This is a genomic window from Treponema rectale, from assembly GCF_014202035.1.
In the GTDB taxonomy this organism is placed as follows: Bacteria; Spirochaetota; Spirochaetia; order Treponematales; family Treponemataceae; genus Treponema_D; species Treponema_D rectale.
In genome coordinates, this window is record NZ_JACHFR010000001.1 from 194,152 (window position 1) to 217,914 (window position 23,763).

Annotated in this window: 16 protein-coding genes; 13 read left to right on the forward strand and 3 right to left on the reverse strand. The window is 40.5% G+C overall.

Annotated elements, in window-relative coordinates; translation table 11 throughout:
- Positions 1–16 precede the first annotated feature (16 nt).
- From HNP77_RS00805 to thyX, 7 genes are all read left to right on the forward strand, one after another.
- Positions 17–3,172 carry a glycoside hydrolase family 2 TIM barrel-domain containing protein gene (locus HNP77_RS00805; protein ID WP_184651262.1) on the forward strand — a complete coding sequence of 1,052 codons (3,156 nt, stop codon included), beginning with the start codon at positions 17–19 and terminating at the stop codon, positions 3,170–3,172.
- 74 nt (positions 3,173–3,246) lie between these two features.
- Positions 3,247–4,161: a glycoside hydrolase family 16 protein gene (locus HNP77_RS00810; RefSeq protein ID WP_184651263.1), complete on the forward strand. Its 915-nt coding sequence runs from the start codon at positions 3,247–3,249 to the stop codon at positions 4,159–4,161.
- A 21-nt stretch (positions 4,162–4,182) separates the two neighbouring features.
- The gene (locus HNP77_RS00815; RefSeq protein WP_184651264.1) at positions 4,183–4,785 is read left to right on the forward strand and encodes a hypothetical protein; all 603 of its coding nucleotides are present in this window, start codon (positions 4,183–4,185) and stop codon (positions 4,783–4,785) included.
- A 163-nt stretch (positions 4,786–4,948) separates the two neighbouring features.
- Positions 4,949–8,143, forward strand: a complete 3,195-nt coding sequence (locus tag HNP77_RS12420) for a hypothetical protein (protein WP_184651265.1) — start codon at positions 4,949–4,951, stop codon at positions 8,141–8,143.
- Positions 8,144–8,271: 128 nt separating this feature from the next.
- The gene (locus HNP77_RS00825) at positions 8,272–10,020 is read left to right on the forward strand and encodes an RICIN domain-containing protein (protein ID WP_184651266.1); all 1,749 of its coding nucleotides are present in this window, start codon (positions 8,272–8,274) and stop codon (positions 10,018–10,020) included.
- Between the two features lie 303 nt (positions 10,021–10,323).
- A complete protein-coding gene (locus tag HNP77_RS00830; protein WP_184651267.1) occupies positions 10,324–11,829 on the forward strand; it encodes a hypothetical protein in 1,506 nt (501 codons plus the stop codon).
- Positions 11,830–12,007: 178 nt separating this feature from the next.
- Positions 12,008–12,718: an FAD-dependent thymidylate synthase gene (gene thyX / locus HNP77_RS00835; RefSeq protein ID WP_184651268.1), complete on the forward strand. Its 711-nt coding sequence runs from the start codon at positions 12,008–12,010 to the stop codon at positions 12,716–12,718.
- A 264-nt stretch (positions 12,719–12,982) separates the two neighbouring features.
- Here the strand turns inward: thyX and leuS are convergent, their stop codons facing one another.
- Both leuS and HNP77_RS00845 read right to left on the reverse strand, forming a co-directional pair.
- Positions 12,983–15,529 (reverse strand): leucine--tRNA ligase, encoded by a 2,547-nt coding sequence (leuS, locus tag HNP77_RS00840; protein ID WP_184651269.1) that lies wholly within the window; start codon positions 15,527–15,529, stop codon positions 12,983–12,985.
- Positions 15,530–15,600: 71 nt separating this feature from the next.
- The gene (locus HNP77_RS00845; protein WP_184651270.1) at positions 15,601–16,956 is read right to left on the reverse strand and encodes an MATE family efflux transporter; all 1,356 of its coding nucleotides are present in this window, start codon (positions 16,954–16,956) and stop codon (positions 15,601–15,603) included.
- 183 nt (positions 16,957–17,139) lie between these two features.
- Between HNP77_RS00845 and HNP77_RS00850 the strand changes: the two genes are divergently transcribed.
- The 3 genes from HNP77_RS00850 to HNP77_RS00860 all read left to right on the forward strand — a co-directional run bounded on the left by HNP77_RS00850 (position 17,140) and on the right by HNP77_RS00860 (position 19,272).
- On the forward strand, positions 17,140–17,847 hold the full coding sequence (locus tag HNP77_RS00850; RefSeq protein WP_184651271.1) for a LamG domain-containing protein: 708 nt from the start codon (positions 17,140–17,142) through the stop codon (positions 17,845–17,847).
- Positions 17,848–17,931: 84 nt separating this feature from the next.
- Positions 17,932–18,315, forward strand: coding sequence for a PilZ domain-containing protein (locus tag HNP77_RS00855; protein WP_184651272.1), 384 nt, complete (start codon positions 17,932–17,934; stop codon positions 18,313–18,315).
- Positions 18,316–19,272, forward strand: a complete 957-nt coding sequence (locus HNP77_RS00860) for an SAM-dependent methyltransferase (RefSeq protein WP_184651273.1) — start codon at positions 18,316–18,318, stop codon at positions 19,270–19,272.
- On the opposite strand, the gene metA is transcribed toward HNP77_RS00860, so the two are convergent.
- Positions 19,269–20,189, reverse strand: coding sequence for a homoserine O-acetyltransferase MetA (metA, locus tag HNP77_RS00865; RefSeq protein WP_184651274.1), 921 nt, complete (start codon positions 20,187–20,189; stop codon positions 19,269–19,271). The genes HNP77_RS00860 and metA overlap by 4 nt on opposite strands.
- 47 nt (positions 20,190–20,236) lie before the next feature.
- On the opposite strand from metA, the gene HNP77_RS00870 reads away from it, so the two are divergent.
- From HNP77_RS00870 to HNP77_RS00880, 3 genes are read left to right on the forward strand one after another with little or no spacing between them, the layout of a single operon-like run.
- Positions 20,237–21,220 carry an alpha/beta hydrolase fold domain-containing protein gene (locus HNP77_RS00870; protein ID WP_184651275.1) on the forward strand — a complete coding sequence of 328 codons (984 nt, stop codon included), beginning with the start codon at positions 20,237–20,239 and terminating at the stop codon, positions 21,218–21,220.
- 51 nt (positions 21,221–21,271) lie between these two features.
- Complete coding sequence (locus HNP77_RS00875) at positions 21,272–22,744, forward strand: peptidase U32 family protein (protein WP_221266500.1); 1,473 nt, start codon at positions 21,272–21,274, stop codon at positions 22,742–22,744.
- A gap of 50 nt (positions 22,745–22,794) precedes the next feature.
- Positions 22,795–23,718 carry a carbohydrate kinase family protein gene (locus HNP77_RS00880; protein WP_184651276.1) on the forward strand — a complete coding sequence of 308 codons (924 nt, stop codon included), beginning with the start codon at positions 22,795–22,797 and terminating at the stop codon, positions 23,716–23,718.
- Positions 23,719–23,763: the final 45 nt, after the last annotated feature.

The following is a 23,763-nucleotide window of genomic DNA, read 5'->3' on the forward strand; positions in this document are numbered from 1 at the left end:
TTGACGGAGGATTATGATGTTAAAAAAGAAACTTGCAATATTAGCAGCTGCTTTAATCTCGCTTACATCTGCTGTCTCTGCACAGAAGATTACAGTTAAACAGGATGCAGGCGGCTGGAAACTTTATGATGGAAGAACACCTGTAGAGGTAAAGGGTGTCGTATGGGCTTTTACTCCAATCGGACAGAGCTTCAGCTACAATCTTTTTGCCCAGGGTGATGCATTTATTCAGAAAATGATTGATACGGATATGCCTATGCTTAAAGCAATGGGCGTAAATACAATCCGTTGTTTTACAACAATCCCGCCGAAGTGGGTTGAATACATTTATACAAAATACGGCATCTACACAATGGTTAACGACCTTCTCGGACGTTACGGTGTAAGTGTTAACGGAACCTGGTATCCGCAGACAGATTATTCTGATTATTACACACGTCAGACTCTTATCGAACAGGCACGTCAGACAGCACTTGCATATAAAGACTGCAAGGGTGTCCTTATGTATATGTTCGGTAATGAATCAAACTATGGTCTCGTATGGTCTTCAACAGAAATTGAAGATCTTCCTGTAGGAGATCAGAATACTGTAAAGGCAGCATATCTTTATGACCTTCTCGAACAGGCAATGGCTGTATGTAAGGAAATTGATCCTAACCGTCCTGTAGGTATCGTAAACGGTGACGTAGGAAACATGGAACTTATTGCAAAGCTCTGTCCTTCTCTTGATATTCTCGGTGTTAACGTATACCGCGGATACAAGGCATATGACAGCCTTTATGAAAATGTTGCTGACGTTCTTGGTAAGCCGATTGTATTTACAGAATTCGGTGCAGACGCATTTAATGATATCCTTAAGCAGGAAGATCAGAGTGCACAGCTCACATACATGAAGACTCAGTGGGAAGAAATTTACCAGCAGTCTTACGGAAAAGGAAAGTGCCAGAATATTCTCGGCGGTTATGTATTTGAATGGATTGATGAATGGTGGAAACGCTATCAGGTAAAGAATCTTGATGTACATGATGATGCTTCATGGTCAAATGCCGGATATGACATTGACTACCGTGAAGGCGTAAACAATATGTCTGAGGAATGGTTCGGTCTGTGTGCACAGAGTCCGTTAAAAGAAAACGGAATTAACGTACGTATTCCTCGTGCTGCATATTATATGCTTCAGGATGTATGGAAGCTTTCTCTTTATGATTCAAATACTCAGCAGATTGCACGTACTTTTGCTAACCTTAATGATGCTGTTTACATTGCAAAGGGAAATGAAAAATCAATAAAGCAGACTTTTAATGAAAATAAAAAAGTAGAAATCAGTCAGCTCAACACAACTGTTCAGGCAACGACTCCAGTTTACCTTAATGCCGTTGTAGATGACATTATGGATGGAACCCGTAACTGGGCAAGTGACTTTCGTTATAAGAATTCCGACGGAGACATTAACGGACCTACAGTTGTTGCTGAAGCAAGTGTAGGCGTAAAGGTAAGACCGTTTGAAAACTTTGAAGGTGAAGTTGTAATCAAGACAGCTACAGGAGAACCTTATACAAGAATCGGTGATCACTGGACAAGCTACTATGAAGACAAGGGATACCTTTATGGTAACAATGCGGAAGATGATGATGATCATCTTAAGTATGCAGATGTTTATTCTGCAAGCTTCAATTATACAAATACAGCATTTGACCTTAACGGATACTATCATGTAGGTCATGCAAGTTTTGAAGGCAAGGGTGATCCTTTCTGCATTTCTAAAGAAGGTTTTGATATCATCGGTTACGATACTTACGGTTCAAAGGCTCCGATTGCTCTTGAATTTGTAGGACACGGTGCACTTCAGGGACTTGAAATTATCGGTGGTCCGGAGATTGTAGGCGGTGCAAAACCACAGGTACAGGCAAATTACTTTAAGTGGATTCCTTCAGTAGGACCTCTTGACGGTATTGTATTTAACATGACTGGAGCAGCAGAATTTGCTTCTTCAGAAAACATACTCCTTGATCCTTATGCAGGATTCGGCGGAGGCTATAAAGCTTCTGTATATGGCGAAACATATATCATGCCATGGTTCCAGCTTAAGGGAGGAATCCTTACATCCGGTTCAGAAAAAATCGGTGCATACTATATTGATGGAGACAGAGAAATCCAGCAGGTTGATTTCCTTGATACTCTCGGTGCACAGGTTGAACTTGGAACAAATATGTTCCAGCACACATATATCTTTACTAAGGCAATTTATCGTGGTGTTGTAGCAGATACAAATGCAGCAATGGCCCGCGGAAGTTTCTTTACTTCTGATTCAGGAAGCGGAAACCGTTTTGAAGTTCAGCTCGGAGCAGAATTCGGTTACGGTGATATGGTATTTAAGCCGGTTATCCGTGCCCGCACTCCTCTTGAAAAGCCTATGGGAAGATCACTTCTTGACGGTTCACCATTTGTCGTAGGACTTGGAAACCGTCAGGCAGTTGAAGTTGAAGCTGTATTTACTTATGACCCTGAAGGCGGTACATGGTTCCACGAATGGAATTCTAACGATATTGAAGGTGCTCCATGGGCATTCAGTCTTACAGGTCTTTATCAGCTTTATGCAGGAAAGACAGACAGACTCTGCTATAAGAGTAATGATGATCAGGAAGTTACACGTAATGACGGTACTACTGTAACTCAGAAAGCATGGTATGATGGCGGTGCTCTTGATCTTCAGAATAATCTGTTCCAGGTTGGAACACGCTGGGTTCTTAATCCTCCTCAGGTTCCTGGCCTCAGGGCTATCATTAAGGCTAACATCGGACGCCTCAGTGCAAGTACCGGTGCATGGGAATCAGCAGGTTCTCCGGAATACTGTCACTTTGTAAGCGGCGGTATTGCAGCACGCTACGGTCACTGGATTGGAAGCCTTGACTGTACTGTTAACGGATGGGGTGCAGAAAGCTGGTGGCGTGACTTTAATATGTCATTCCCTCTGCAGTATAAGCTTGACATTGCTTATGCATTCGGAACAAATCCTTCTTTCATGGAAAGCACAAACCGTGTAGGTCTTAAGATTGTAGGAAAGAACTTTGGTGAATATTCAAGTGATGCTTACCATGCTCTTCCTATGGGAGCAGATGTTGACGGTGCCAAGTATATGGAAGTTACCACATACTTCAGCATCGGACTGTAATACAGAGGTTTTGAATCAGGGACGGAGTTTTTATACTTCGTCTCCGGAAACTGAAAGAGACATTCGGAGGAATTATGAAAAGAAAATATAAAATCCTTGGTACAACGGCTGCTGCAGTTCTTGCTGCAAGTGCTGTAATAACTTCCTGCTGCTTCCTTCCGGAAGAAGATGAAGAACTGGATTTAAGCAAATATGAACTTGTATGGGCAGATGAATTTGACGGGAACAGTCTTGATACTGATAACTGGAATGAAGTTGTCTGGGCTAAAGGTACAGTAAACAATGAAGTTCAGTCTTATGCAAAAGGAAAGACTTCTATTGTTGATGATGATGATGCTACAGATGGAAAGGTTCTCCGCCTTACAGCTACAGGTTCAGGAGCAAGCTGGGTAAGTGCAAGACTTGATACTTCTACAAAATTTAATTTTAAGTATGGTTATGTAGAAGCCCGTCTCAGAATGCCTGTTGCTTATGATAAGTCTACTGGCGGTAACGTAATTGAAAATAACGGTGTATGGCCTGCTTTCTGGATGATGCCGGAAGATGCAGTTGATGAAGACGGAAATTCTCTCGGTACTGGCGGTGAATACGGAGTATGGCCGCGCTCAGGAGAACTTGACATAATGGAATATTCTCCTTCTACCTCAGGAGAAAAAACTTATGCAACCATTCATCATGCAACATCAAAGACTGACGCAACAGATGACTACATGTCACTGGGCGGAAAGTTTTTTGATGATCCTTATGAATGGCATACCTACGGTCTTTTATGGACAAGCGGAACTGTAGAAGCTTACTATGACGGAAAGTCTCTCGGTACAGTTTATGCAAATCCTGGAAGCAACAACTGGGCTAAGTATCCTTATGATCAGAACTTCTATATCATTCTGAACCTTGCCATGGGTGGAACTCTTGGTGGCTCAATCAACAGTGATATGAAACGTGCTGAATATGACGTTGACTATGTACGCGTCTATAAGGCTAAATGATTTTAAGGTGGAGGAATAATCATGAAAAGAATTTTAAAAGCTTTAGCTGTCAGCATTCTTGCATTTTCTGCCTTTGGAGTTATGAGCTGTAAGGATGCAATCGTTGATGACGGAACAAATGTAAAGAGTTATGTTTCTTCATCAGGCGGAGCAGGCGGTGCTGTTCCGTTCCATATGTTTGCAGATAAGTTTGATTATCAGGTTTGGGATACGGGATCTAGTGTTACTACTGTTAATTCTAAGGAAGATCTTTCTATTACTCCGTTAGATACTTCGAAATATTGGGGTATTGCTGTTTGTACAGATTCTTCTTTGAATGATGAAAAAACTGGTCAGAAATACAATGTTGAAAATGTTAAAAAAATCACTTTTTCCGCAAAAGGTTCTGTAGATGGTTTGAAACTGTATGTAAGTGGATGTGATAAGAGTGGTGGAAAATTATTTACTTTGACTGATGAATATGAAGAATATGAAACTGATGAAATTTCATTGTCAGGCACTCATTATTCTTTAGTCTGGCTTATTGCGAATGAAGGTATTTCTCAGCAGGGTACCTGGTACATTAAGAACATAGCTTTCTTTGATGCATCAGGTAATGAAATAGTACCGACTGTTTCAAAATAAGTTTTTTTACTGAAGCCTTTAATCCGCAGTACCGTATGTAAAAGTACGGAACTGCGGATTTTTTTTTAATATGATTGAAATCTGGAAATCCCAGTATAGAATAATATATGGTGTCGTAATTTTGTTTTTTTTTGCTCTGATCTTTTATTTAAAAGGAGTAAATATGAAGAAATTAATTTTTCCGTTATCCGTATTATTCATTCTTTCATTTTTTTCTGCCGGCTGTTCTTTGAAGGAAGAAAAAACAGCTTCTGTAGTTTTCAAACTTGACAGTAAACTTGTATCTAAAATTAATTCTTCTGCCAGGACTTTATCTCCTGAAGAAATGGCCGGAATGTTTTTTGACATAAGTCTTAAAGGGGATTATGAAGAAAGTCAGACGATTCCTGTTATGGAAGGGGCTCAGGCCCGGTTTATGCAGGTTCCAGTCGATTCTGAGATTTACGCAGAAGCAGAGGCATACCGCATTGTAGATGAAGAAAAAAAGATTCTTTATTCCGGAAAAACTGACTCTTTTATTGTAAAGCCTGGAGAAAATCAGATTCCTCTTAAATTAAAAAAAGTTACTGATCCAAATGGAAATTCTGATACTGTAGAAACAATTACAATTTATATTTCCGCAACAGGTAGTGACGAAACCGGTACTGGAAGTCAGGAACTTCCTTTTGCTTCTATTACTTATGCTGTTTCAACTATGAATAAAAAAGCGATATATAATCTTAAAGTTGATGGAGTTTTAACAGGAGTTCAGCAGAAAATCTCAGAAACCGGAGAAGCTGTAGAAATTATTCTCTCAGGAGCTAACGGCTGTGATGCAACCTTAACACCTCAAGATGCAATTGACAGGGGAATCAGTGCGTCAACAAATGGAACCACAAACGGAAATGCACTTATAATAGATACAGATATTCCAGTTACGATTGAAGATTTAAAAATCATGAGGGGGGCTGCTGCAGACGGTTCAGCTGTAAAAGTCTGTCAGGGAGCAACTGTAAAACTCGGTAACGGGGTTCTTATTACTCAAAATTATTATCAGAGCGGTTTTGGAACTGTCAGAAATGAAGGAACTTTGTTTATGTATGGTTCTGCCGTAATCGGAGACAGAAATGCATCTGCTTCTGCAAAAGATTCTTCATCTACTTCCCTTATTACCAGCGGAGAAAATGCTAACTATTCAGGAAGTGGCGGAGGTATTTACAATGGAAGCAATGATTCTGCAGCAGATATTTCTGCAAGCCTGTATCTTGGTTATAGCGGATTTGAAGATGATGGAGAAACTCTAGTAAAAGAAGAACTTACCGGCGGTATTTATAAGAATGGCGGCGGAGGAATTTATAATTCCAGTAACAGTTATGTTTATTTTGACAGCGGAAATATTGAATGGAATGCAAAAACTTCCGGAGCTGGAATTTATAATGCGGCTGGGGCAACTTTAAAAATGAGTGGAGGCAATATTCTTAATAATATTTCTACTTCTTCAAGTGATGTTGCCGGAGCCGGTGTTTATAATGAAGCTTCTTCTTCAATGTTTGTAATGAGCGGCGGTACGATTAATCAGAATAAAGCCATCTGTACTAATACTTCCTCTTCATCTTTCCATGGTTATGGAGGAGGAGTTTTTAACGGCGGAAAGATGTTTATGTGCGGTAGTGCCGTAATCGGAAATAAAGACGCAACTTCTTCTGCTGATTCAGAAAATAATGGAAATTATGCCCGTGAAGGCGGTGGTATATATTGTGAATATAATAGTGCAAACAGTCAGATTTCTGAATTGTATTTAGGCTATGTTCCTGATGATGACGGAAGTAGTTATTCAGAAAGTAAATTGTCCGGAGGAATTTATTATAACTATGCAGATACTCTTTCTTCACAGACAGACGGAGGCGGAGCAATCTGTTCCATGGGTCAAGTAAAAATTTCTTCAGGAACAATAGCTTTTAATGCAACCAGCAGAAATGGTGGTGGGGTTTATTATCTTGGAAATACTTCCTGCAATCTGGAAATTGACGGCGGTATAATCAGCAGTAATAAAGCCGACGGTTGCGGCGGTGCACTTTGCATTGCAGGAAAATCCTCCGGCGGTCCAAATGCTCTTTATTTAGGCGGCAGTTTTGAAATTCCTGAAGCTGATGATTTGTCCAATGATATTTATTTAGGCGGAACTACTGATTCATATTACTCAAGAATTTATTTAACAAAATCTCTTGACGGCAGTTTCAGCGCGCTTGTTACTCCCGAAAGTTATACTGAAAATCGTCAGCTTGTCATGCTTAGTGATGATTCTTCTGCAACACTTGAACCTGAGACATCATGTTTTAAAATCAGGCAGCCATCAGGTATTAATTATGTCTGGACTCTTGATTCTGAAGCTAAGCTTGTGAAGGCAACTGGATATATGGAGGGAACCTTTGATGGAAATTATGTTTCCCGTACTTTGAAATCTGCTTCAGGATTTACTGTCATTACATCTGATTTAACAGGCTGGGACAACGGCTGGTATCTTGTTGATTCAGATATAGAAATCTCTGAACGTATTACAGTAAGCGGTTCTGTAAATCTTATTTTGTGTGACGGAGCAACCCTTACAGCTTCAAAAGGAATTACTGTCAGCAGTGGAAATACCTTTACTGTTTACGGACAGAGTGAAGATTCCGGAAAGCTTATTGCATCAGGTTTTTCTGATTATGATGAGTATGGTGAAAATTCCGGAGCTGCTATTGGCGGTATCTGGTCTGACATGGATTCTAATTTAGATGCAGCAGGCAGCGGCAGTATAATAGTTCATGGCGGTACAATTACGGCTACAAGCGGAAGTAATTGTGCAGGTATTGGAACTGCCGGGCAAGAGGACGAAATAGTTACAGGTTCATTTACTATTTTTGGCGGAAGCGTTACTGCTTCTGGTGGTGACGGAGCTGCCGGTATCGGAGGTCGAAATGACGGCGGAACTGTTATAATTTATGACGGTACTGTTAATGCTTCCTGCAGTGAAGACTGGGGTGCCGGTATCGGCGGCGGCTTCGACGGAAAAGGCGGAAACGTTACTATTTACGGCGGATCAGTTACAGCAACAGGCGGCGGTGGTTCTGATGCCGGTGCAGCAGGTATAGGTGGTGGAGGAAGTTCTGGTTCTACCGGTGGAGACGGCGGTAGTGTAAGTATCTATGGCGGTACGGTTGTAGCTTCTGGTGGAAATGGCGGTGCCGGTATTGGAGGCGGTAAAGGCGCTTCTAATCAGGGTTCACTTATTGTTGGAGACGGTTTGACCCTCCTCGGAGGAAGCAGTGCAGACAGTGCAGTTGAGACAACAGCTGATGATTACATTGCTTCTCCAGGCTTTTTTGTTAAAATTGAATGATTGGTCATACCGAAAAAAAATTACCATAAATAAGACTCCTTTTCTGAATTATGACTTACTTTTTTTTTGAAAAATTCTGTCGGAAAATATTTATGACAGAATGTATTTCAAAAAGGAGGAAGTATTTTATGAAGTTATCTGTAAAACTGCTGGCTTTATGTGCCGGCTTTGCATCACTGGTTTCAGTTACTGCATGTTCTGATTCATTCAGGGTAGAGGGAGCGTCGGACACTGTAATCAGCCGATCTGCTCTTTCTGGAGAAAATGGAACTGTAGAAGTTTCAGGTATGAGTAATGGTTCGCTGACTGTTTCTTATACTTCGAACCCCCTTTATTATGCACGGCTTTTTGTGTCGGAAGGAAACGGTGCGGGCATCGTTCTTGCAAACTGCGACATGAATTATTCTAATGGAAAATATACCTATACTCTCAGTCACGGAACTTTTGTAAACGGAGCAAAAATCTATATTTGTGTTTTAATCAATGACGGCACTGAAAAATGTGTTCCGCAGGGAATTCTTGCTTCTTCAACATCATGGGCTTCTATAATTTATGGCAATGATTCTTCTTCAGGTGGAGCTGCATCTTCAGACATAACTTCTGGTGGAGTATATACAATCGTTAACAAGGGTAGCGGAAAATCTCTTGACAATGACGGCTGGTCCAAAGATCAGGGAACAAATATTATTCAGTGGGATTTGGGCAGTAATCAGTCAAATCAGCAGTGGAAGATAGAAAGTACAGGTGACGGATATTATTCGGTTTCAAATATTTATTCGGGATTTGTTCTTGATGTAAATGACTGGTCTGTTAATAACGGTGGAAACGTTCAGCAGTACGGATATAACAGACAGGCTAATCAGCAGTGGAAAATTGAAAAACTTGATGACGGTACATACAGATTTTTAAACAGAAATTCAAATCTTGCTCTTGATGTATCAGGAGGTTCTCTTGATAATGGTGCAAATGTTCAGCAGTGGGAATGGAACGGAACTAATGCCCAGAGATGGATTGTTTCTTCTACAGGTTCAGTTTCTAGCGGAACAGGTTCCGACGGATCTGGTTCAGGTTCTTCAAATTCAGGCTACATAATGGAAGGAGCTACTGACGGAAATAGTGTCGGGGGAAATGGATTTTCTTATGTTGCCTATGATAATAATTTTGACACACTTGTATGGAGTGATGAATTTGAAGGCAATTCATTAAAAAGTGAAAACTGGGTATATGATACAGGTGCCGGCGGATGGGGTAACAGCGAACTTGAAACTTATACTGCAGGCAATAACGTAAAAGTAGCAAATGGTGTTCTTGATATAGAAGCCAGGGCAGATCTTACTTCAGCTCGTCTTAAGAGTGCCGGAAAAAAACAGTTTCAGTATGGACGCATAGAAGCACGCCTTAAGTGCAGTCAGGGAACAGGCGCATGGCCTGCATTCTGGATGCTCGGAAACGGATCCTGGCCTTACTGCGGAGAAATCGACATTATGGAACATGCAAACTACGACGGTTTTGTTTATGAGACCTGTCACTGGAATGGAAACGGTTCGGATACTTCCAGCGGATATAATCATGCCTGGTATGGACTTACAACCAATAACAACTGGTATAATAATATTTCAAACCTTGATGTAAGCCAGTGGCATACATATTCGATTGAATGGACCAGCACTCTTATAAAATTCTTCGTTGATAATACTCAGGTTATGGAAATTGCAATCGGCTCTTCTGCAGGTCCCGGACTTGATGCGTTTAACAAGCCCTTCTATCTTCTTTTGAATTTTGCAATGGGCGGACAGTTTACGGGAATTTATAACGCTTCTGCATTTAACGCACTTCCATGGCATATGTACGTTGATTACGTGCGCGTATACCAGTAATGATTTAAATTACGGGAGCAGCATCCGGCCGGGGTAAGCTCTAATGACTGCTCCTTTAATTTTAAAAACATAATTTTTATTGTTATTACAATTTATTATCACGTAATTTAAGTTTTGATTTAAATTAGGCTCTTATGATTTTAAGCAGATGACCAATAAGTTCAAAAAGTGTCATTTTCGGGCTCGACCCGAAAATCCCCCTGCATGAGATTGCCGCATCAAGTGCGGCAATGACAGGGTGTCGAGCACGGCAATGACTCATACTTATTGGACAGCTGCTTATTTTTTTTATAGGAGTTTAAAATGAAAAAAACTAAGTTTTTTATTATGACAGCATTCTGCATGCTGAGTACTTCACTTTTTGTTTTAACAGCTCAGGAAAGTTCCGAAAATGAATTTCCGCCGCCACCTCCTGATGGAGCTGAAATGGATGAAAACTTCAAGCCTGGAAAAGGAAAGAGACCTGACGGGTTTGGAACAGTTGCAGATGAAAAAGAACCTGAACTTAACGCAGTCAAGTTACTCGCTGATAAAGAAAATATTTCAAAAGTAAAGCTAGCTTCAAAGTCAAAGGATGAAAGTGTTGTACTTGCTTCAGATGGAATAAGTGCCTCTTTGACAGATTCAGAACTTATAAAGAAAAGCGGAGATACTTCTAACGGGGGCAAGAGTAATTTTTACGGTCTGAATGCAGCGGTTGTTTCAAAAGGCGGCTCATCTCTTGAGTTAAAAAATGTAAAGATAAAAACAAATGCCGACGGTTCAAACGCAGTTTTTTCTACAGGAGAAAAGTCTCTTATAAAAATTGACGGAATAGAAATCGTAACGGAAAATAATTCTTCCCGTGGACTTGATGCTACATACGGCGGTACCATTGAAGCAAAAAATGTTAAGATTTCTACAAAGGGTGCTCACTGTGCGGCTTTTGCCACAGACAGGGGAGAAGGTACCGTTAAAGTGGACAATGGAACTGCAGAGACTGCCGGTGAAGGTTCACCTGTAATTTATTCAACTGGAAACATAAGCGTGCGCAATCTGACTGGTAAATCAACAGGATCAGAGATTGCAGTTATTGAAGGTAAAAATTCAATCTTGATTCAGGATTCAGAAATTTCTGGAGGAACAAAATCCCGCAGGGAAACAGGCTGTGCCGTAATGCTTTATCAGAGTATGAGCGGCGATGCAGGTCAGGGAACTTCTGTCTTTACAAGTGAAAACTCAAGACTGATAAGTAATTCTGACGGAGCATTCTTCTATGTAACTAATACCTCGGCAAAAGTAAATTTAAGAAATACGGATATCGTAAATCCGACAGAACTTCTTCTTCAGGTTTCTAAAAATAATTCAGAAAGGGGCTGGGGAAGAAAAGGTGCAAACGGTGGTACTCTGGAATTTAATTCTGAAAACCAGAAACTCTCAGGTAAAATTATCGTTGATTCAATCAGTAAGGCAGATTTGAATTTTAATGCCGGAACAGAATTTAAAGGTTCCATTAATTCAGAAAAAGCCGGTAAGGTAAATTTAAACATTTCAAAAAAAGCTGTGGTTGAACTTACAGATAATTCTTATGTAAACATTCTTTCTGATGAAGCTGCAGATTTTTCAAACATAAAATCCAACGGTTATACGCTGTTTTACAATAAGAATGCAGAAGAAAATAAGGCTCTCGGAAATAAAGTCATCAATCTTAAAGACGGAGGAAAAATCATCGGAATTGAAATGACTTTTGAAGAACCAAAGGCAGAAGAAGGAAAAAAGCCTGGCAGACCAGGTAAGCCTCCTGCAGGAAAAGGACCTTCAAAAAAATAAATAAGGCGTGTGCGTTTAAGAAAAGGGGATGTCCAAAAAGTATCGTCATGCTGAACTTGATTCAGCATCTACACTAGGATGAAGTTCGGAATGACACCAGGAAGTAAACTTATTGGACATCCCCTTTCATGGAAGAAACTTCGCTGACAAAAAAACTCCTTTGCTGTATACTTTCCTAATGATTGAAGTTTTAAATATTACGGAAAAAAATCCACTTGAACATATTGGTATGGTTGCCGGAATCTGCTGGAACAGTCCGGTTGATAATCCGGAAAAAAACAGAAAGCGTGCAGTAAGCTGCATTAATTCCGGTCATGGAAGAGTAATGGAATATGCTGGTGCAGAACTTGTTATTTCAGGATATTCTGCAAGATGTATCCGTGAACTTTATACCCATATAATCGGAACGACCCGCCTTCAGGAAAGTACCCGCTACGTTAACATGGAAGACTTTAAGTATTACGTACCGGCTACAGTAGAATCTGAGAAACAGAAAGCAACATACAAAGAATGCATGTCTTCTATTGCAGAAAGTTATTCTTCACTTATAGAAAGCGGAGTATCAAAAGAAGATGCTGCAAATCTCCTTCCTCTGGGAATGGATACAAAAATCGTTTTAAAAATAAATCTTCGTGCTCTCATTCATTTTATGGAGATGAGGCTTTGTACCAGAGCATATAAAGAAATCAGGGCGCTGTCAGCTGAATTAAAAAAAGTTCTGTCTGAATATTCTGAAGAATGGAAGTTTATAGCTGATAATTATTTTCTTCCAAAATGTGAAGCAGCCGGTTTCTGTATTGAAGAAAAATGCTGCGGAAGAAAACCTAAAAAGTCTGACATAGTTATTATTTCAAAAGAAGAATACGAAGCCTTAAAATCAGGAAAATAAAGATAATTAAAGATAAAAAAAACGGGGATGTCTAAAAAGTTCAAAAAATGTCATTTTTGGGCTGTCAACAACTTTTTATAAGTGTCATTTTCGGGCGCGACCCGAAAATCTATTTAATTAGAATACGTCTGGTCAAGGCACGCTTCGCTTAAAGCCTTGACACAGCCGTTTTTAGGTTTTGTATTAAACCCTAAATACAAGAGATTGCCGTGTCGAGCACGGCAATGACTCGTACTTATTGGTCATCCCCGTTTTTTTACCGGTTTATTTTGCTACGATGTTTACGAGTTTGTCTTTAACGACAATTACTTTTGCAATAGTCTTGCCTTCTGTAAACTTTTTATAGCCTTCAGTTTCAGAAGCCATTTTCTTAAGGGTTTCATCGTCTGTTCCCGGAGCAGCAGAGAATTTGTCCCTGAGCTTTCCGTTAATCATTACGACGATTTCCTTAGAATCTTCCTTACAGAATTCTTCACTGAATACAGGCCATTTTGCATAGGCATTTGATTCTTTGTGTCCAAGTTTTTCCCAGAGTTCTTCACCAAGGTGAGGAGCATAAGGAGAAAGCATAAGTACAAAGCCTTCCCACATTGCCTTAGGAAGGGAATCAAATTTAGAGCATTCGTTTATGAAAATCATCATCTGGCTTATAGCTGTGTTGAAGTCAAGATTTTCTGTGTCTCTGGTAACTTTAGCAACTGTTTTTGCATAAGTTTTGCGGAGGGCTGCAAGAGCCTTGTCTTCAATTTTTCCGGTTATATCAATATCCGTAAGCGGCTTTTCAGAAATGCTCCATACCTTATCAAGGAAGCGGTTGATTCCGATAAGTCCCTGTGTGTTCCATGGTTTAGAAACTGTAAGCGGACCCATGAACATTTCATACATACGTACGCTGTCTGCCCCGTAGTTCTGAATCATTTCATCTGGATTGACAACGTTTTTAAGGGACTTGGACATTTTTGCAATTACCCGTTCAAGTTCTTCCCCGTCATCCTTTGCGTAATACTTACCGTCTCTTTCTTCAACTGCATCTACGGCAACAAGAGACTTTGATTTTCTCTGGAATGCAAATGAAGTAATCATTCCCTGGTTGATAAGGCGCTGGAAAGGTTCTTTTGTAGAAACTACTCCAAGATCGTAAAGAACTTTGTGCCAGAATCTTGCATAAAGAAGATGAAGAACGGCATGTTCTGCACCTCCAACATAAAGGTCTACCGGCATCCAGTAAGATTCTTTTGCCTTGTCACAGAAAGTTTTTTCGTTTGAAGGATCAATATAACGCAGGTAATACCAGCAGCTTCCTGCCCACTGAGGCATTGTGTTGGTTTCCCGCTTTGCATCCTTACCGCATTTAGGACACTTGCAGTTTACCCAGGAATCAATTCCTGCAAGAGGAGATTCTCCTGTTCCTGTCGGCTGGTAGGTTTTTACATTCGGCAGTTCAAGAGGAAGTTCTTCTTCCGGTACAGGAACTGTTCCACAGTCAGGACAGTGTACCAGAGGAATTGGTTCACCCCAGTATCTCTGACGGCTGAATACCCAGTCCCTGAGTTTGTAATTTACTGCTTTTTTACCGATTCCTTTTTCTGCAAGGAATTCAAGCATTTTTGCAATGGCGTCTTTTTTGTTAAGCCCGTCAAGGAATTCTGAGTTTACGTGAATGCCGTCTTCCGTCCAGGCCTGAGTCTGAACGTCAACTTCTGATTTAAGAACTTCGATTATAGGAAGATTGAATTTTTTAGCAAATTCCCAGTCACGGGTATCATGGGCAGGAACCGCCATGATTGCACCGGTTCCGTAAGAAATGAGTACGTAGTCTGCAACCCAGATAGGAATAAGTTTTCCGTTTACAGGATTGATGGCATAGCTTCCTGAGAAAACGCCGGTCTTGTCTTTTGCAAGGTCAGTGCGTTCAAGATCAGATTTTTTTGCTGCCTGCTCACGGTAAGCTTTTACTGCATCTGCCTGTTCTGGTGTGGTGAGTTTTTCAATCATCGGGTGTTCAGGAGAAACAACCATATAGGTTGCACCGAACAGGGTATCACATCTTGTTGTATAAACTGTAAGGGTTGTGTCTGTAGCTTTTCCGTCTTTGTCTGCAACTGTAAAGTTTACTTCAGCACCTTCTGATTTTCCGATCCAGTTTTTCTGCATGAGTTTAACGCTTTCCGGCCAGTCAAGTCCGTCAAGGTCTTCAATAAGGCGTTCTGCATAAGCCGTGATTTTTAAAATCCACTGGCGGATTGTTTTATGTGTTACCTGTGCACCGCAGCGGTCGCAGTGACCTTCCTTTACTTCTTCATTTGCGAGACCTGTAAGACAGCTCGGACACCAGTTGATAGGAGTTTCAGCTTCATAGGCAAGTCCCTTCTTATAGAGCTGAAGGAAAATCCACTGAGTCCATTTGTAATAGTCAGGAGTACATGTACGGATTTCCCTATCCCAGTCATAGCTGAATCCAAGAGCTTTTATCTGCTGTGTAAAGTGTTCAATGTTTGCATTGGTTGTGGTCGCAGGATGAGTTCCTGTCTTGATGGCATAGTTTTCTGCCGGAAGACCGAATGCGTCATATCCCATCGGATGAAGGACGTTATATCCGTTCATGCGCAGGTAGCGGCACCAGATGTCAGTTGCAGTATATCCTTCCGGATGACCTACATGAAGTCCGGCTCCGCTCGGGTAAGGGAACATATCGAGTACGTAACGTCTTTTTTCTTTAGGAACATCAGCATTTTCTGTTGTTTTGAATGTTTTGTGTTCATCCCAGTATTTTTGCCATTTAGGTTCTATGTTTTTGAATGGATAAGGCATTATTCATCTCCTGAAAAAATATGATGAATATATTATCACTTTTTTAATGCCGTGTCATTCTTTGCCGGCTTTTATCGCGTCAAATCTTTTACCCATTTATATTTTCTGTAATGATGAAGGACCCATGGAATTTTTCCTACTTCATCAAGACAGGTGCAGGCATAAATTAAAAGTATGGGCCAGTTGAACAGGAAGGTTCCGGCTGCTGCAAGAGGTACTGCAATTCCCCACATGCATACTGCAAGGGAATATACGTCAAAGAGCGTATCTCCTCCGCAGTCAAAGATTCCGTTGATGAGAATAGAATTGACTGTCCTTCCGATCATGTATACCGCCATGATGATCATCATTCCTATAAGAAGTTTTCTTGCTTCAGGGGTAAGCCTTACAAAATCAAGAACAAGAGGGGTAAGGGCAAGCATTATTGCCGTAGAAGCAAATCCAAAAACAAATGCTATTATCAGCAGTCTGTCTCCGTAAGATTTTCCTTTTTCAAGTTCTCCAGCCCCCAGCTGTGTTCCCACAAGAATTCCTCCTCCGGAAGCAAGTCCGTTACAGAAACAGCATACAAGATCACGGACGACACTGGCTACAGAATTGGCTGCTGCTGCGTCCTTTCCTAAGTGGCCCATGAAGGCTGTATAGGAAGTAAAACCGGTTCCCCAGAACAATGATGCTCCTAAAAGGGGCAGGGTGCATTTTGCAAAATCTTTTTCCAGCACTTTATTGAATGTAAACAGTTTTCTGTAATCCGGTGCGACGAATTCTTTCTTAAAGGAAGCTCCAACGCTCCATACAAGTTCAACAATTCTTGAAATCAAAGTTGCAAGGGCGGCTCCCCTTACATTCATTTTTTCAAATCCAAAAAGTCCGAAGATGAATACGGCATTGAGAAAAATATTGAGTATTACGGTTCCTGCACTTATCTTTGCAGTTTCAAAAGCATGGTCCGTAATTTTCATCATTGCAAGATAGCACTGGGATACTCCCGTAATAAGGTAAGACCAGGCTGCAATCCTGAGGTAGCCCGCTCCGATTTTAATAAGTTCAGGTTCATTCGTAAAAATGAGCATAAGGTTTTCCGGAAAGAATTCACACAGAACGAAAAATATAATGCAGGTAATGCTGTTTATCCTGATGCTTATAAGGAATATATCATTAAGGGATTTAAAGTCATTTTTACCGAAGTACTGGGCTCCTAAAATAGATTCAGCACCGATTACTGCAAATACAATCATGTTCTGGATGAACTGAATCTGTGTTGCCAGAGAAACGGCAGACATCATGTTCTGTTCAACATTGCCAAGCATGATGGCATCGCAGGCTGCTACTGCAGAAAGCATAAGGCTCTGGAATGCAATGGGAAGTGCCAGCTTAAAAAGCTTGTGAAGGAATTCATGTTCAAAAACATCATTAAGTTTAGTCATGTCTATTTCTTAGCATGGAGATAAAAAAAAATAAAGGGAGAAAATATTTTTTTTATTCAGGTAAAACGGAGATTTGACAACTGATTATATGGGAACTGCATTTTTTTAAGACCTGTTTTTTTTATTTACATTTCTTTTTATGGGCTTTATTATAGAACAAAAGAGAAATAAAAGGTGGTTCTTATGAAATTAAAATCAATTGTTGTTTTGTCTGCAGCTGTTGTAATGGCAGGACTTCCTGTTTTTGCAAAAAGTAAGACTGTAAAAAAGTTTGCAGTTAATTCAGAAAAATCTCTGGAAGTATTCCTGACTTTTGATGAAGAAACTGAATCTTATACTGCAAAAGGCAATCCTGTTACAGGCGATGGTTTTGAAGGTAAAGGCCTTGTTTTTGACGGCAGTGATGATTACCTTGAGCTGGATAAAAAAATCCTTGAGGGAGACGGGCTTACTTTTTCTGTAAATATTAAGCCGGAAAGCTGGGCGTACTGGGAACGCATATTTGACTTTGGAAACGGTTCAGACTGTGATGTATGGCTTGGCCTTGATCAGGCAACAAAAGCCCTCCGTCTTGCAGCAGGCAGTGCAACCGTACTTGCTCCTCTTCCGGAAACAGGAAAATGGACGACTGTAACGGTAACCTTCGGAGAAAAAAATGCGGCCATTTATATTGACGGCAAACTTTCTCAGAAACTTTCCAAAGGTGTCAGCCCTAAAAAAGTTCTTGCAACCGTTAAGGGAATCTATGTAGGAAAATCAAACTGGAATGATCCTATGTACAAGGGAATCATGGATAATATTTTTGTTGTCTCAAGGATTCTTTCTGCTGAGGAAGTTCAGGCTGTTGCAGCCGGATTCATTAACACAGATTCTGCAGGTTATCAGAAATAAAGTGCATTTAAGGGAGGACAGACTGGTTTTGCCCTCCCGGGTGCTTGACATGGCAGTTAATAAACGTTCATAATTTTATTCACTATGAAAAAAGAACATAGAGCGGACGAGCGTTTTGATGAGGTCGGCCGTGTGACAGCAGAAGAAATTAGTGCTTTTCCAGGAATGCTTGATGACATCAGTCTGTCAGGATGCAGGGTTCATTTTCCGGTAAATACCACTGTGGATATGGAAAAAGACTATACCGTTAAGATTAATCTTTCTCATACAGGTATTGTAGAGCAGCTTGATCTTGTGGTTCATCCTCAGTGGATAAAGGATGAATCAAACGAAACTTATATTGGTTTCAGAATACTCCGTTCTCCAGATACTCCTCTTTTGAATGAATATATAGAACACATGAAGAGTCTTGCTCCTGAAGCACAGATGCAGAATCTTCTGATTACTACAGACGTGAGTTTTATTTAAATGGCATTTCAGATACAGAACCTTGAAGGAAGTGCCCTCCTTGCTTTTCCTGAAAAAAAATCCATGCTCCTCTCGGAACTTACCCGCCGTTTTTCCGCACCGTTAAAAGATGCCGTGCATTACGGTGATTTGATTTATCTTAAGGATTTTAATGAAGTGCCTTATTTTGCCCGTACGGTGATGAAAAAGCCTTTTCTGGTGAAATTTGATTCCATCGGGGATGCTGCGGCTGCTTTAAAAAACATACAGCGCTCATGGGCTCCCTATCAGTATACCTGCTTCAGGCGGGGACAGCTTATTCAGGAAAAACTTCCCTACGTAAACCTTAAGAACCGTAATTTTCCTGTAAAGATTCCCTCATCTCCCATCGGTCTTTATACATTGATTGACGAACATACTATGATTGCTTCTGCAGAAACAACAAGTCCTCTTCCTGCAGGAAGCCTTATATTCAATGAAGACCATGAAAATCCTCCCAGCCGGGCGTATCTTAAGATTCAGGAGAGTCTTTCCCTTGCTTCTTATTTTTTTAATACGGAACTTCCGGGTGAAGGTTCCCGGTGTTTTGAGGCAGGTGCATGTCCCGGCGGCTGGACTTATGTTCTCGTAAATTTAGGTTCAGAGGTTTATGCCGTAGACAGGGCTCCTCTTGCAGACAGCCTGATGAATAATCCTAAAGTTAAGTTTGAAGCTCATGATGCCTTTACCCTTCTGCCTGAACAGATAGGTGAATGTGACTGGGTTTTCAGTGACGTCATCTGCTATCCGGAACGTCTTCTGTCCTGGATAAAACTCTGGCTTGAAAGCGGTCGTACAAAAAAAATGATCTGTACGATAAAAATGCAGGGCGAAATTGACTGGGATCTTGTAAAGGAATTCGCATCAATTCCGTCCAGCAGGGTCGTACACTTAGGCTACAATAAGCATGAACTTACTTTCATTCATGTTGAGCCTTAGTTTGTGATTTCTTTCAGTCTGTAAGGCGTTTCCTGATAAACGTAATAGTTAAGCCAGTTTGAGTAGAAAAGGTGAGCCGTACTTCTCCAGGTAGAATATACCGGTTTTGACGGGTCGTTGTCCGTAAAATAGTTTTGCGGTGGATTTATCTTAAGGCCCTTCTTTATATCCCGCTTGTATTCAGTAGCAAGGGTTTCCGTGTCATATTCAAGATGACCTGTCATGAAAATGGAGCGGCCGTCTTTTGATTTTGCAATAGTCATTCCCGTGTCGGCAGAGTTTGCAAGAAGAACAAGATCCCTGCATTTTTTTACTTCATCGGTACTGATGTAAGTATAGCGGGAAGTAGGTACCGGAAAGTAATCGTCAAATCCCCTCATGAGAGGATCCTTGCTGTTGAGGAGTTTTGAATAGTAGATTCCGGAAAACTTTTCTTTTACTTCGTGCTTGTCGATTCCATAAAGATGATAAAGTCCTGCCATTGCACCCCAGCAGATATAGAGGGTACAGAATACGTTTTTCTTAGCCCAGTCCATTATTCCGCAGAGTTCATTCCAGTAGTCCACCTGTTCGTAAGGAAGCTGTTCTACAGGGGCTCCCGTTACAATAAGGCCGTCATACTTTTTGTTTTTGAGCTTGTCTGAGGAAATATAGAATCTGTCCAGATGGGTCTTTGAAGTATTTTTAGAAGTATGTCCCTTCATCTGAACCAGAGAGATGTCAATCTGCAGAGGAGTATTTGAAAGCATGCGGAGAAGCTGTGTTTCCGTAACTTCCTTTGTAGGCATGAGGTTGACGATGGCAATTTTAAGAGGACGGATCTGCTGCTGTTTAGCGCGGTCTTCCGTCATTACGAAAATGTTTTCTTTAGTAAGGATTTCTCTTGCCGGTAAATCCGCATCAATTTTAATTGGCATGCTTAAAGCATAGCAAAAAATCTATTACTTTGCTATACTGAATAGTCATGGATTCCTCTAATAACAGAAAGGCAGCTATAAAGAAATTACGTTCTCTTATTATCAGCCCGAAGGGTGAAGTAGAAAAATTCCGCGCTAAAATAGAAGATACATTTTCTTCCGTATTTCTTCCTAATAACGTAGAGTGTTCCAGACGGGATTACGGCGGTGTCATGTGTGACATGCTTATTCCTGAAATGTATACTTCCGGAAAAGTCATGATATACATTCATGGCGGAAGTTTTGTAGGCGGTTCTTCCGCATCATACAGATCCTTTGCGGCAACTCTTGCCAATGCCTCTAACTGCCGGGTTCTTGTTCCGGATTTCAGGCTTCCTCCTGCATATTCCTTTCCTTCCGGAATTGAAGATCTTCAGAGTGTATTCAGAAGTTTTTTCATTCAGGAAGAAATAGAATGCAGCCTTAAAAATAAAAAAAGTGACCTTAACCTTACAGTAGCAGCAGATTCCAGCGGTGCAAGCCTTGCTTTCGGTGTACTGCAGGGATTACCGGAAAAGAGTTTCAGCAGGATTTCTACCATTCTGCTCTTTTCTCCGTGGCTGGATTTTTCTCCTGACAGTTATGTTTTTAACCGTCATGCAAAAGACGAGGTTCTTAATGCAGAAGAACTTCGCCGTGCCATAGAATTCTATACTTACGAATCTAATTATTCCAACCCGCAGATTTCGCCTTTAAAAATGGAAAGGGATTTTATTTCAAAGTTTCCTCCTGTTTACATTCAGTGCGGCTCAAGGGAGCTTTTCCTTGAACAGACAAAAGCCTTTGAAGACATGCTGGAACGATGCGGAGTTGAATGTACTCTTGATGTAGTTGACGACATGATGTTTATGTTTCAGCTTGCGGATGAATATCTTAAAGAGTCTCATCTTGCAGTAAACAGAATAGGAGAATATCTTTCTCAAAAATCAGAGAGTGAATCTGAGCGTAAAGAAAGAGAGCTCATCCTTAAAAGAAATAATGTAATGGACTGATGTCAGAAAAATTTCTGATGTTTATGAAACAATGGTTTTACAGGATTATATATGAATGACGGAATAGAACTTTTATCACCTGCCGGAAATGTAGACAAATTAAAATACTGCTATACCTATGGAGCAGATGCCGCTTATATCGGACTTAAAAATTTTTCCCTCAGGGTAAAGGCAGATAATTTTTACCAGGATGAATATAAAAAAGTACAGGAACTTAAGCAGAAGTTTCCCGGAAAGAGACTTCACTGTGCCCTTAATATTTCTTTTCATAATGATGAAATTGACAGGCTTATTTCTGAAATAGAATATTTTAAGCAGTATCCCATAGACGCTTTTATTGTTCAGGATCTGGGAATTGTTCCAATACTTCAGAAGCATTTTCCTGACGCAGAACTTCATCTTTCTACTCAGGCAAGCTGCATGAACCGTGAAGCCGTTAAAATGTATAAGTCCATCGGCTTTAAGAGGGTTGTAATGGGGCGTGAAGCTTCGTTAAAAGAGATTGCAGAAATAAAAGATGCCGTTCCTGATATGGAAATTGAATGTTTTGTTCACGGAGCAATGTGCATTGCATATGCAGGCCGCTGCCTTATGAGTGCCTATTTAAATGGCCGCAGTGCCCAGAGCGGTTTCTGTTCACATACCTGCCGCTGGGACTATGATGTCATGGCTCCCGGTGATATCGGAAAGACAATTGCTCAGTCAGGAGATCTTGTTCTGAGGGAACATAAAAGGTCGGATGAGTATTTTCCGGTTTATGAAGGTGAAAATTTTACTGCGGTTCTTTCTTCAAAAGATCTGTGCATGATAGATCATCTTGCAGAATTAAAGAAAGCCGGGGTTGATTCCCTTAAAATAGAGGGAAGAATGAAGAGCGTATATTATGTAGCCATGATTACCCGTGCCTACAGAAAAGCTCTTGATGCCCTTGAAGGAAAAATTTCAGACGAACAGGCCAGACCTTTTATTGATGAGCTTTATAAGGTAAGTCACCGTGCCTTTACTACTGCATTTTATTTTGATAAAACCGAAGCTGATAAAACCGTAAGCGGTGCCAGTGACAGTCCGTGGGAACTTGCGGCAGAAATTTCCTCTGCGGTTTCTGAAGAACAGCAGCAGTGGATATTGAATAAAGCTGCCGAAATGAAGAAAATACGTGACGATGAATATAACGGAATGTGCGAACAGGCAAAAAAAGCCTTTGATCTCAGGGTAGAAAAAATGCCTGACAAGTATCTTCCTTATGTTCTTCCGAAAGAAGGCTGGAAGATGTATCCCCTTACGGCGCTTAACATGATTGATAAAAATACGGAACTTGAGCTCGTAAGTCCTGACATTAACGGAAAACGTATAACTTTTGATGATTTTAAACTTGTAAATCCAAATACAGGTGAAGTGTATAACTGGGTTTGTGCAGATCATCCCTGCGTAATATATACAGGTGAAGAAATTCCTGATGGAACACTGCTCAGATCAAAAAATCCTGAATATGTTGAAGGAAAAATCAGGGATACAGGCCGCTGAACTTTCAGTGCGTAAAAAAAAATAATAAAAAAACGGGAGTTTTGTTTTTTATGGAAAAGCAGCAGAAGATTTTGTGCATTGGAAACGTTTCGGTAGATATAAAGGCATTCAGCATGCTGGACGATGATACGGAAGCTTATCGTGACGGAACCATTGAACTTGTTCCTGGCGGTGTAGGCCGGGGAATGGCAATAAATCTTAAGCATCTTGGTTTTGATACATATATTTATTCTGTTGTGGGAAATGATATTTTTGGAGATTATCTCAGGCATGGACTTGAAGCCGAGAATATCAACACGGAACTTCTGCGGGTAAGTCATACACATGAGACTGCTTTGTTTTCCGTAATGTCAAAACCTAATTCCCATTCTTCCTGTATTTACAGTACAAAGATTCTTAGTGAAATAGTATTTGATGAAACGATAAAAGAATTCATAAAGAAAGAAAACATAAAAGTTCTTGTCCTGGATTCAAATTTAAGCGAAGAGACTTTTGCAGATATTTATGCCTTTAAGAAAGATAATCCCGATATTTTTATTTTCCAGAATGCAACGGCTCCTGATATTGCCCGTAAGACAATGAAGTATTCTTCCCTCATAAATCTGTTTGCCTGTAATGAACATGAGGCAAAGGCTATTATCGGAGAGAAGGCAGATCCTGTTTTAGAAACGGCTGATAAAATGCAGGCACTGGGTTATAAGGATTTCATCATAACTTTTGAAGACAGGGGCGTTATGGTTCGTATTGATGGAGAAACCTATAATGCTCCTCCTTATACTCCGTATAAAATTGTAGATACTATCGGGGCCGGCGATGCCCTTGCTTCAGGATTCCTTACGGGACATCTTACGGGAGAAAACGTAAAGCAGTGCGTTCATTATGGACTTATCTGTGCAAAAGAAACCCTTATGACCCGTCAGACGGTCAGCAGCCTTCTTTCCAGGGACTATCTTGCTGCTTACAAAAATAACTGATTCTAATTTTCTGAGACTTCAGTTTTTTTTGAGGTGAGTGGATTT

What these genes read in the sequence shown, in the direction of transcription:
- HNP77_RS00805 (WP_184651262.1), top strand. Translation starts at nt 17, where the DNA reads ATGTTAAAAAAGAAACTTGCAATATTAGCAGCTGCTTTAATCTCGCTT.
- HNP77_RS00810 (WP_184651263.1), top strand. Translation starts at nt 3,247, where the DNA reads ATGAAAAGAAAATATAAAATCCTTGGTACAACGGCTGCTGCAGTTCTT.
- HNP77_RS00815 (WP_184651264.1), top strand. Translation starts at nt 4,183, where the DNA reads ATGAAAAGAATTTTAAAAGCTTTAGCTGTCAGCATTCTTGCATTTTCT.
- HNP77_RS12420 (WP_184651265.1), top strand. Translation starts at nt 4,949, where the DNA reads ATGAAGAAATTAATTTTTCCGTTATCCGTATTATTCATTCTTTCATTT.
- HNP77_RS00825 (WP_184651266.1), top strand. Translation starts at nt 8,272, where the DNA reads ATGAAGTTATCTGTAAAACTGCTGGCTTTATGTGCCGGCTTTGCATCA.
- HNP77_RS00830 (WP_184651267.1), top strand. Translation starts at nt 10,324, where the DNA reads ATGAAAAAAACTAAGTTTTTTATTATGACAGCATTCTGCATGCTGAGT.
- thyX (WP_184651268.1), top strand. Translation starts at nt 12,008, where the DNA reads ATGATTGAAGTTTTAAATATTACGGAAAAAAATCCACTTGAACATATT.
- leuS (WP_184651269.1), bottom strand. Translation starts at nt 15,529, where the DNA reads ATGCCTTATCCATTCAAAAACATAGAACCTAAATGGCAAAAATACTGG.
- HNP77_RS00845 (WP_184651270.1), bottom strand. Translation starts at nt 16,956, where the DNA reads ATGACTAAACTTAATGATGTTTTTGAACATGAATTCCTTCACAAGCTT.
- HNP77_RS00850 (WP_184651271.1), top strand. Translation starts at nt 17,140, where the DNA reads ATGAAATTAAAATCAATTGTTGTTTTGTCTGCAGCTGTTGTAATGGCA.
- HNP77_RS00855 (WP_184651272.1), top strand. Translation starts at nt 17,932, where the DNA reads ATGAAAAAAGAACATAGAGCGGACGAGCGTTTTGATGAGGTCGGCCGT.
- HNP77_RS00860 (WP_184651273.1), top strand. Translation starts at nt 18,316, where the DNA reads ATGGCATTTCAGATACAGAACCTTGAAGGAAGTGCCCTCCTTGCTTTT.
- metA (WP_184651274.1), bottom strand. Translation starts at nt 20,189, where the DNA reads ATGCCAATTAAAATTGATGCGGATTTACCGGCAAGAGAAATCCTTACT.
- HNP77_RS00870 (WP_184651275.1), top strand. Translation starts at nt 20,237, where the DNA reads ATGGATTCCTCTAATAACAGAAAGGCAGCTATAAAGAAATTACGTTCT.
- HNP77_RS00875 (WP_221266500.1), top strand. Translation starts at nt 21,272, where the DNA reads ATGAATGACGGAATAGAACTTTTATCACCTGCCGGAAATGTAGACAAA.
- HNP77_RS00880 (WP_184651276.1), top strand. Translation starts at nt 22,795, where the DNA reads ATGGAAAAGCAGCAGAAGATTTTGTGCATTGGAAACGTTTCGGTAGAT.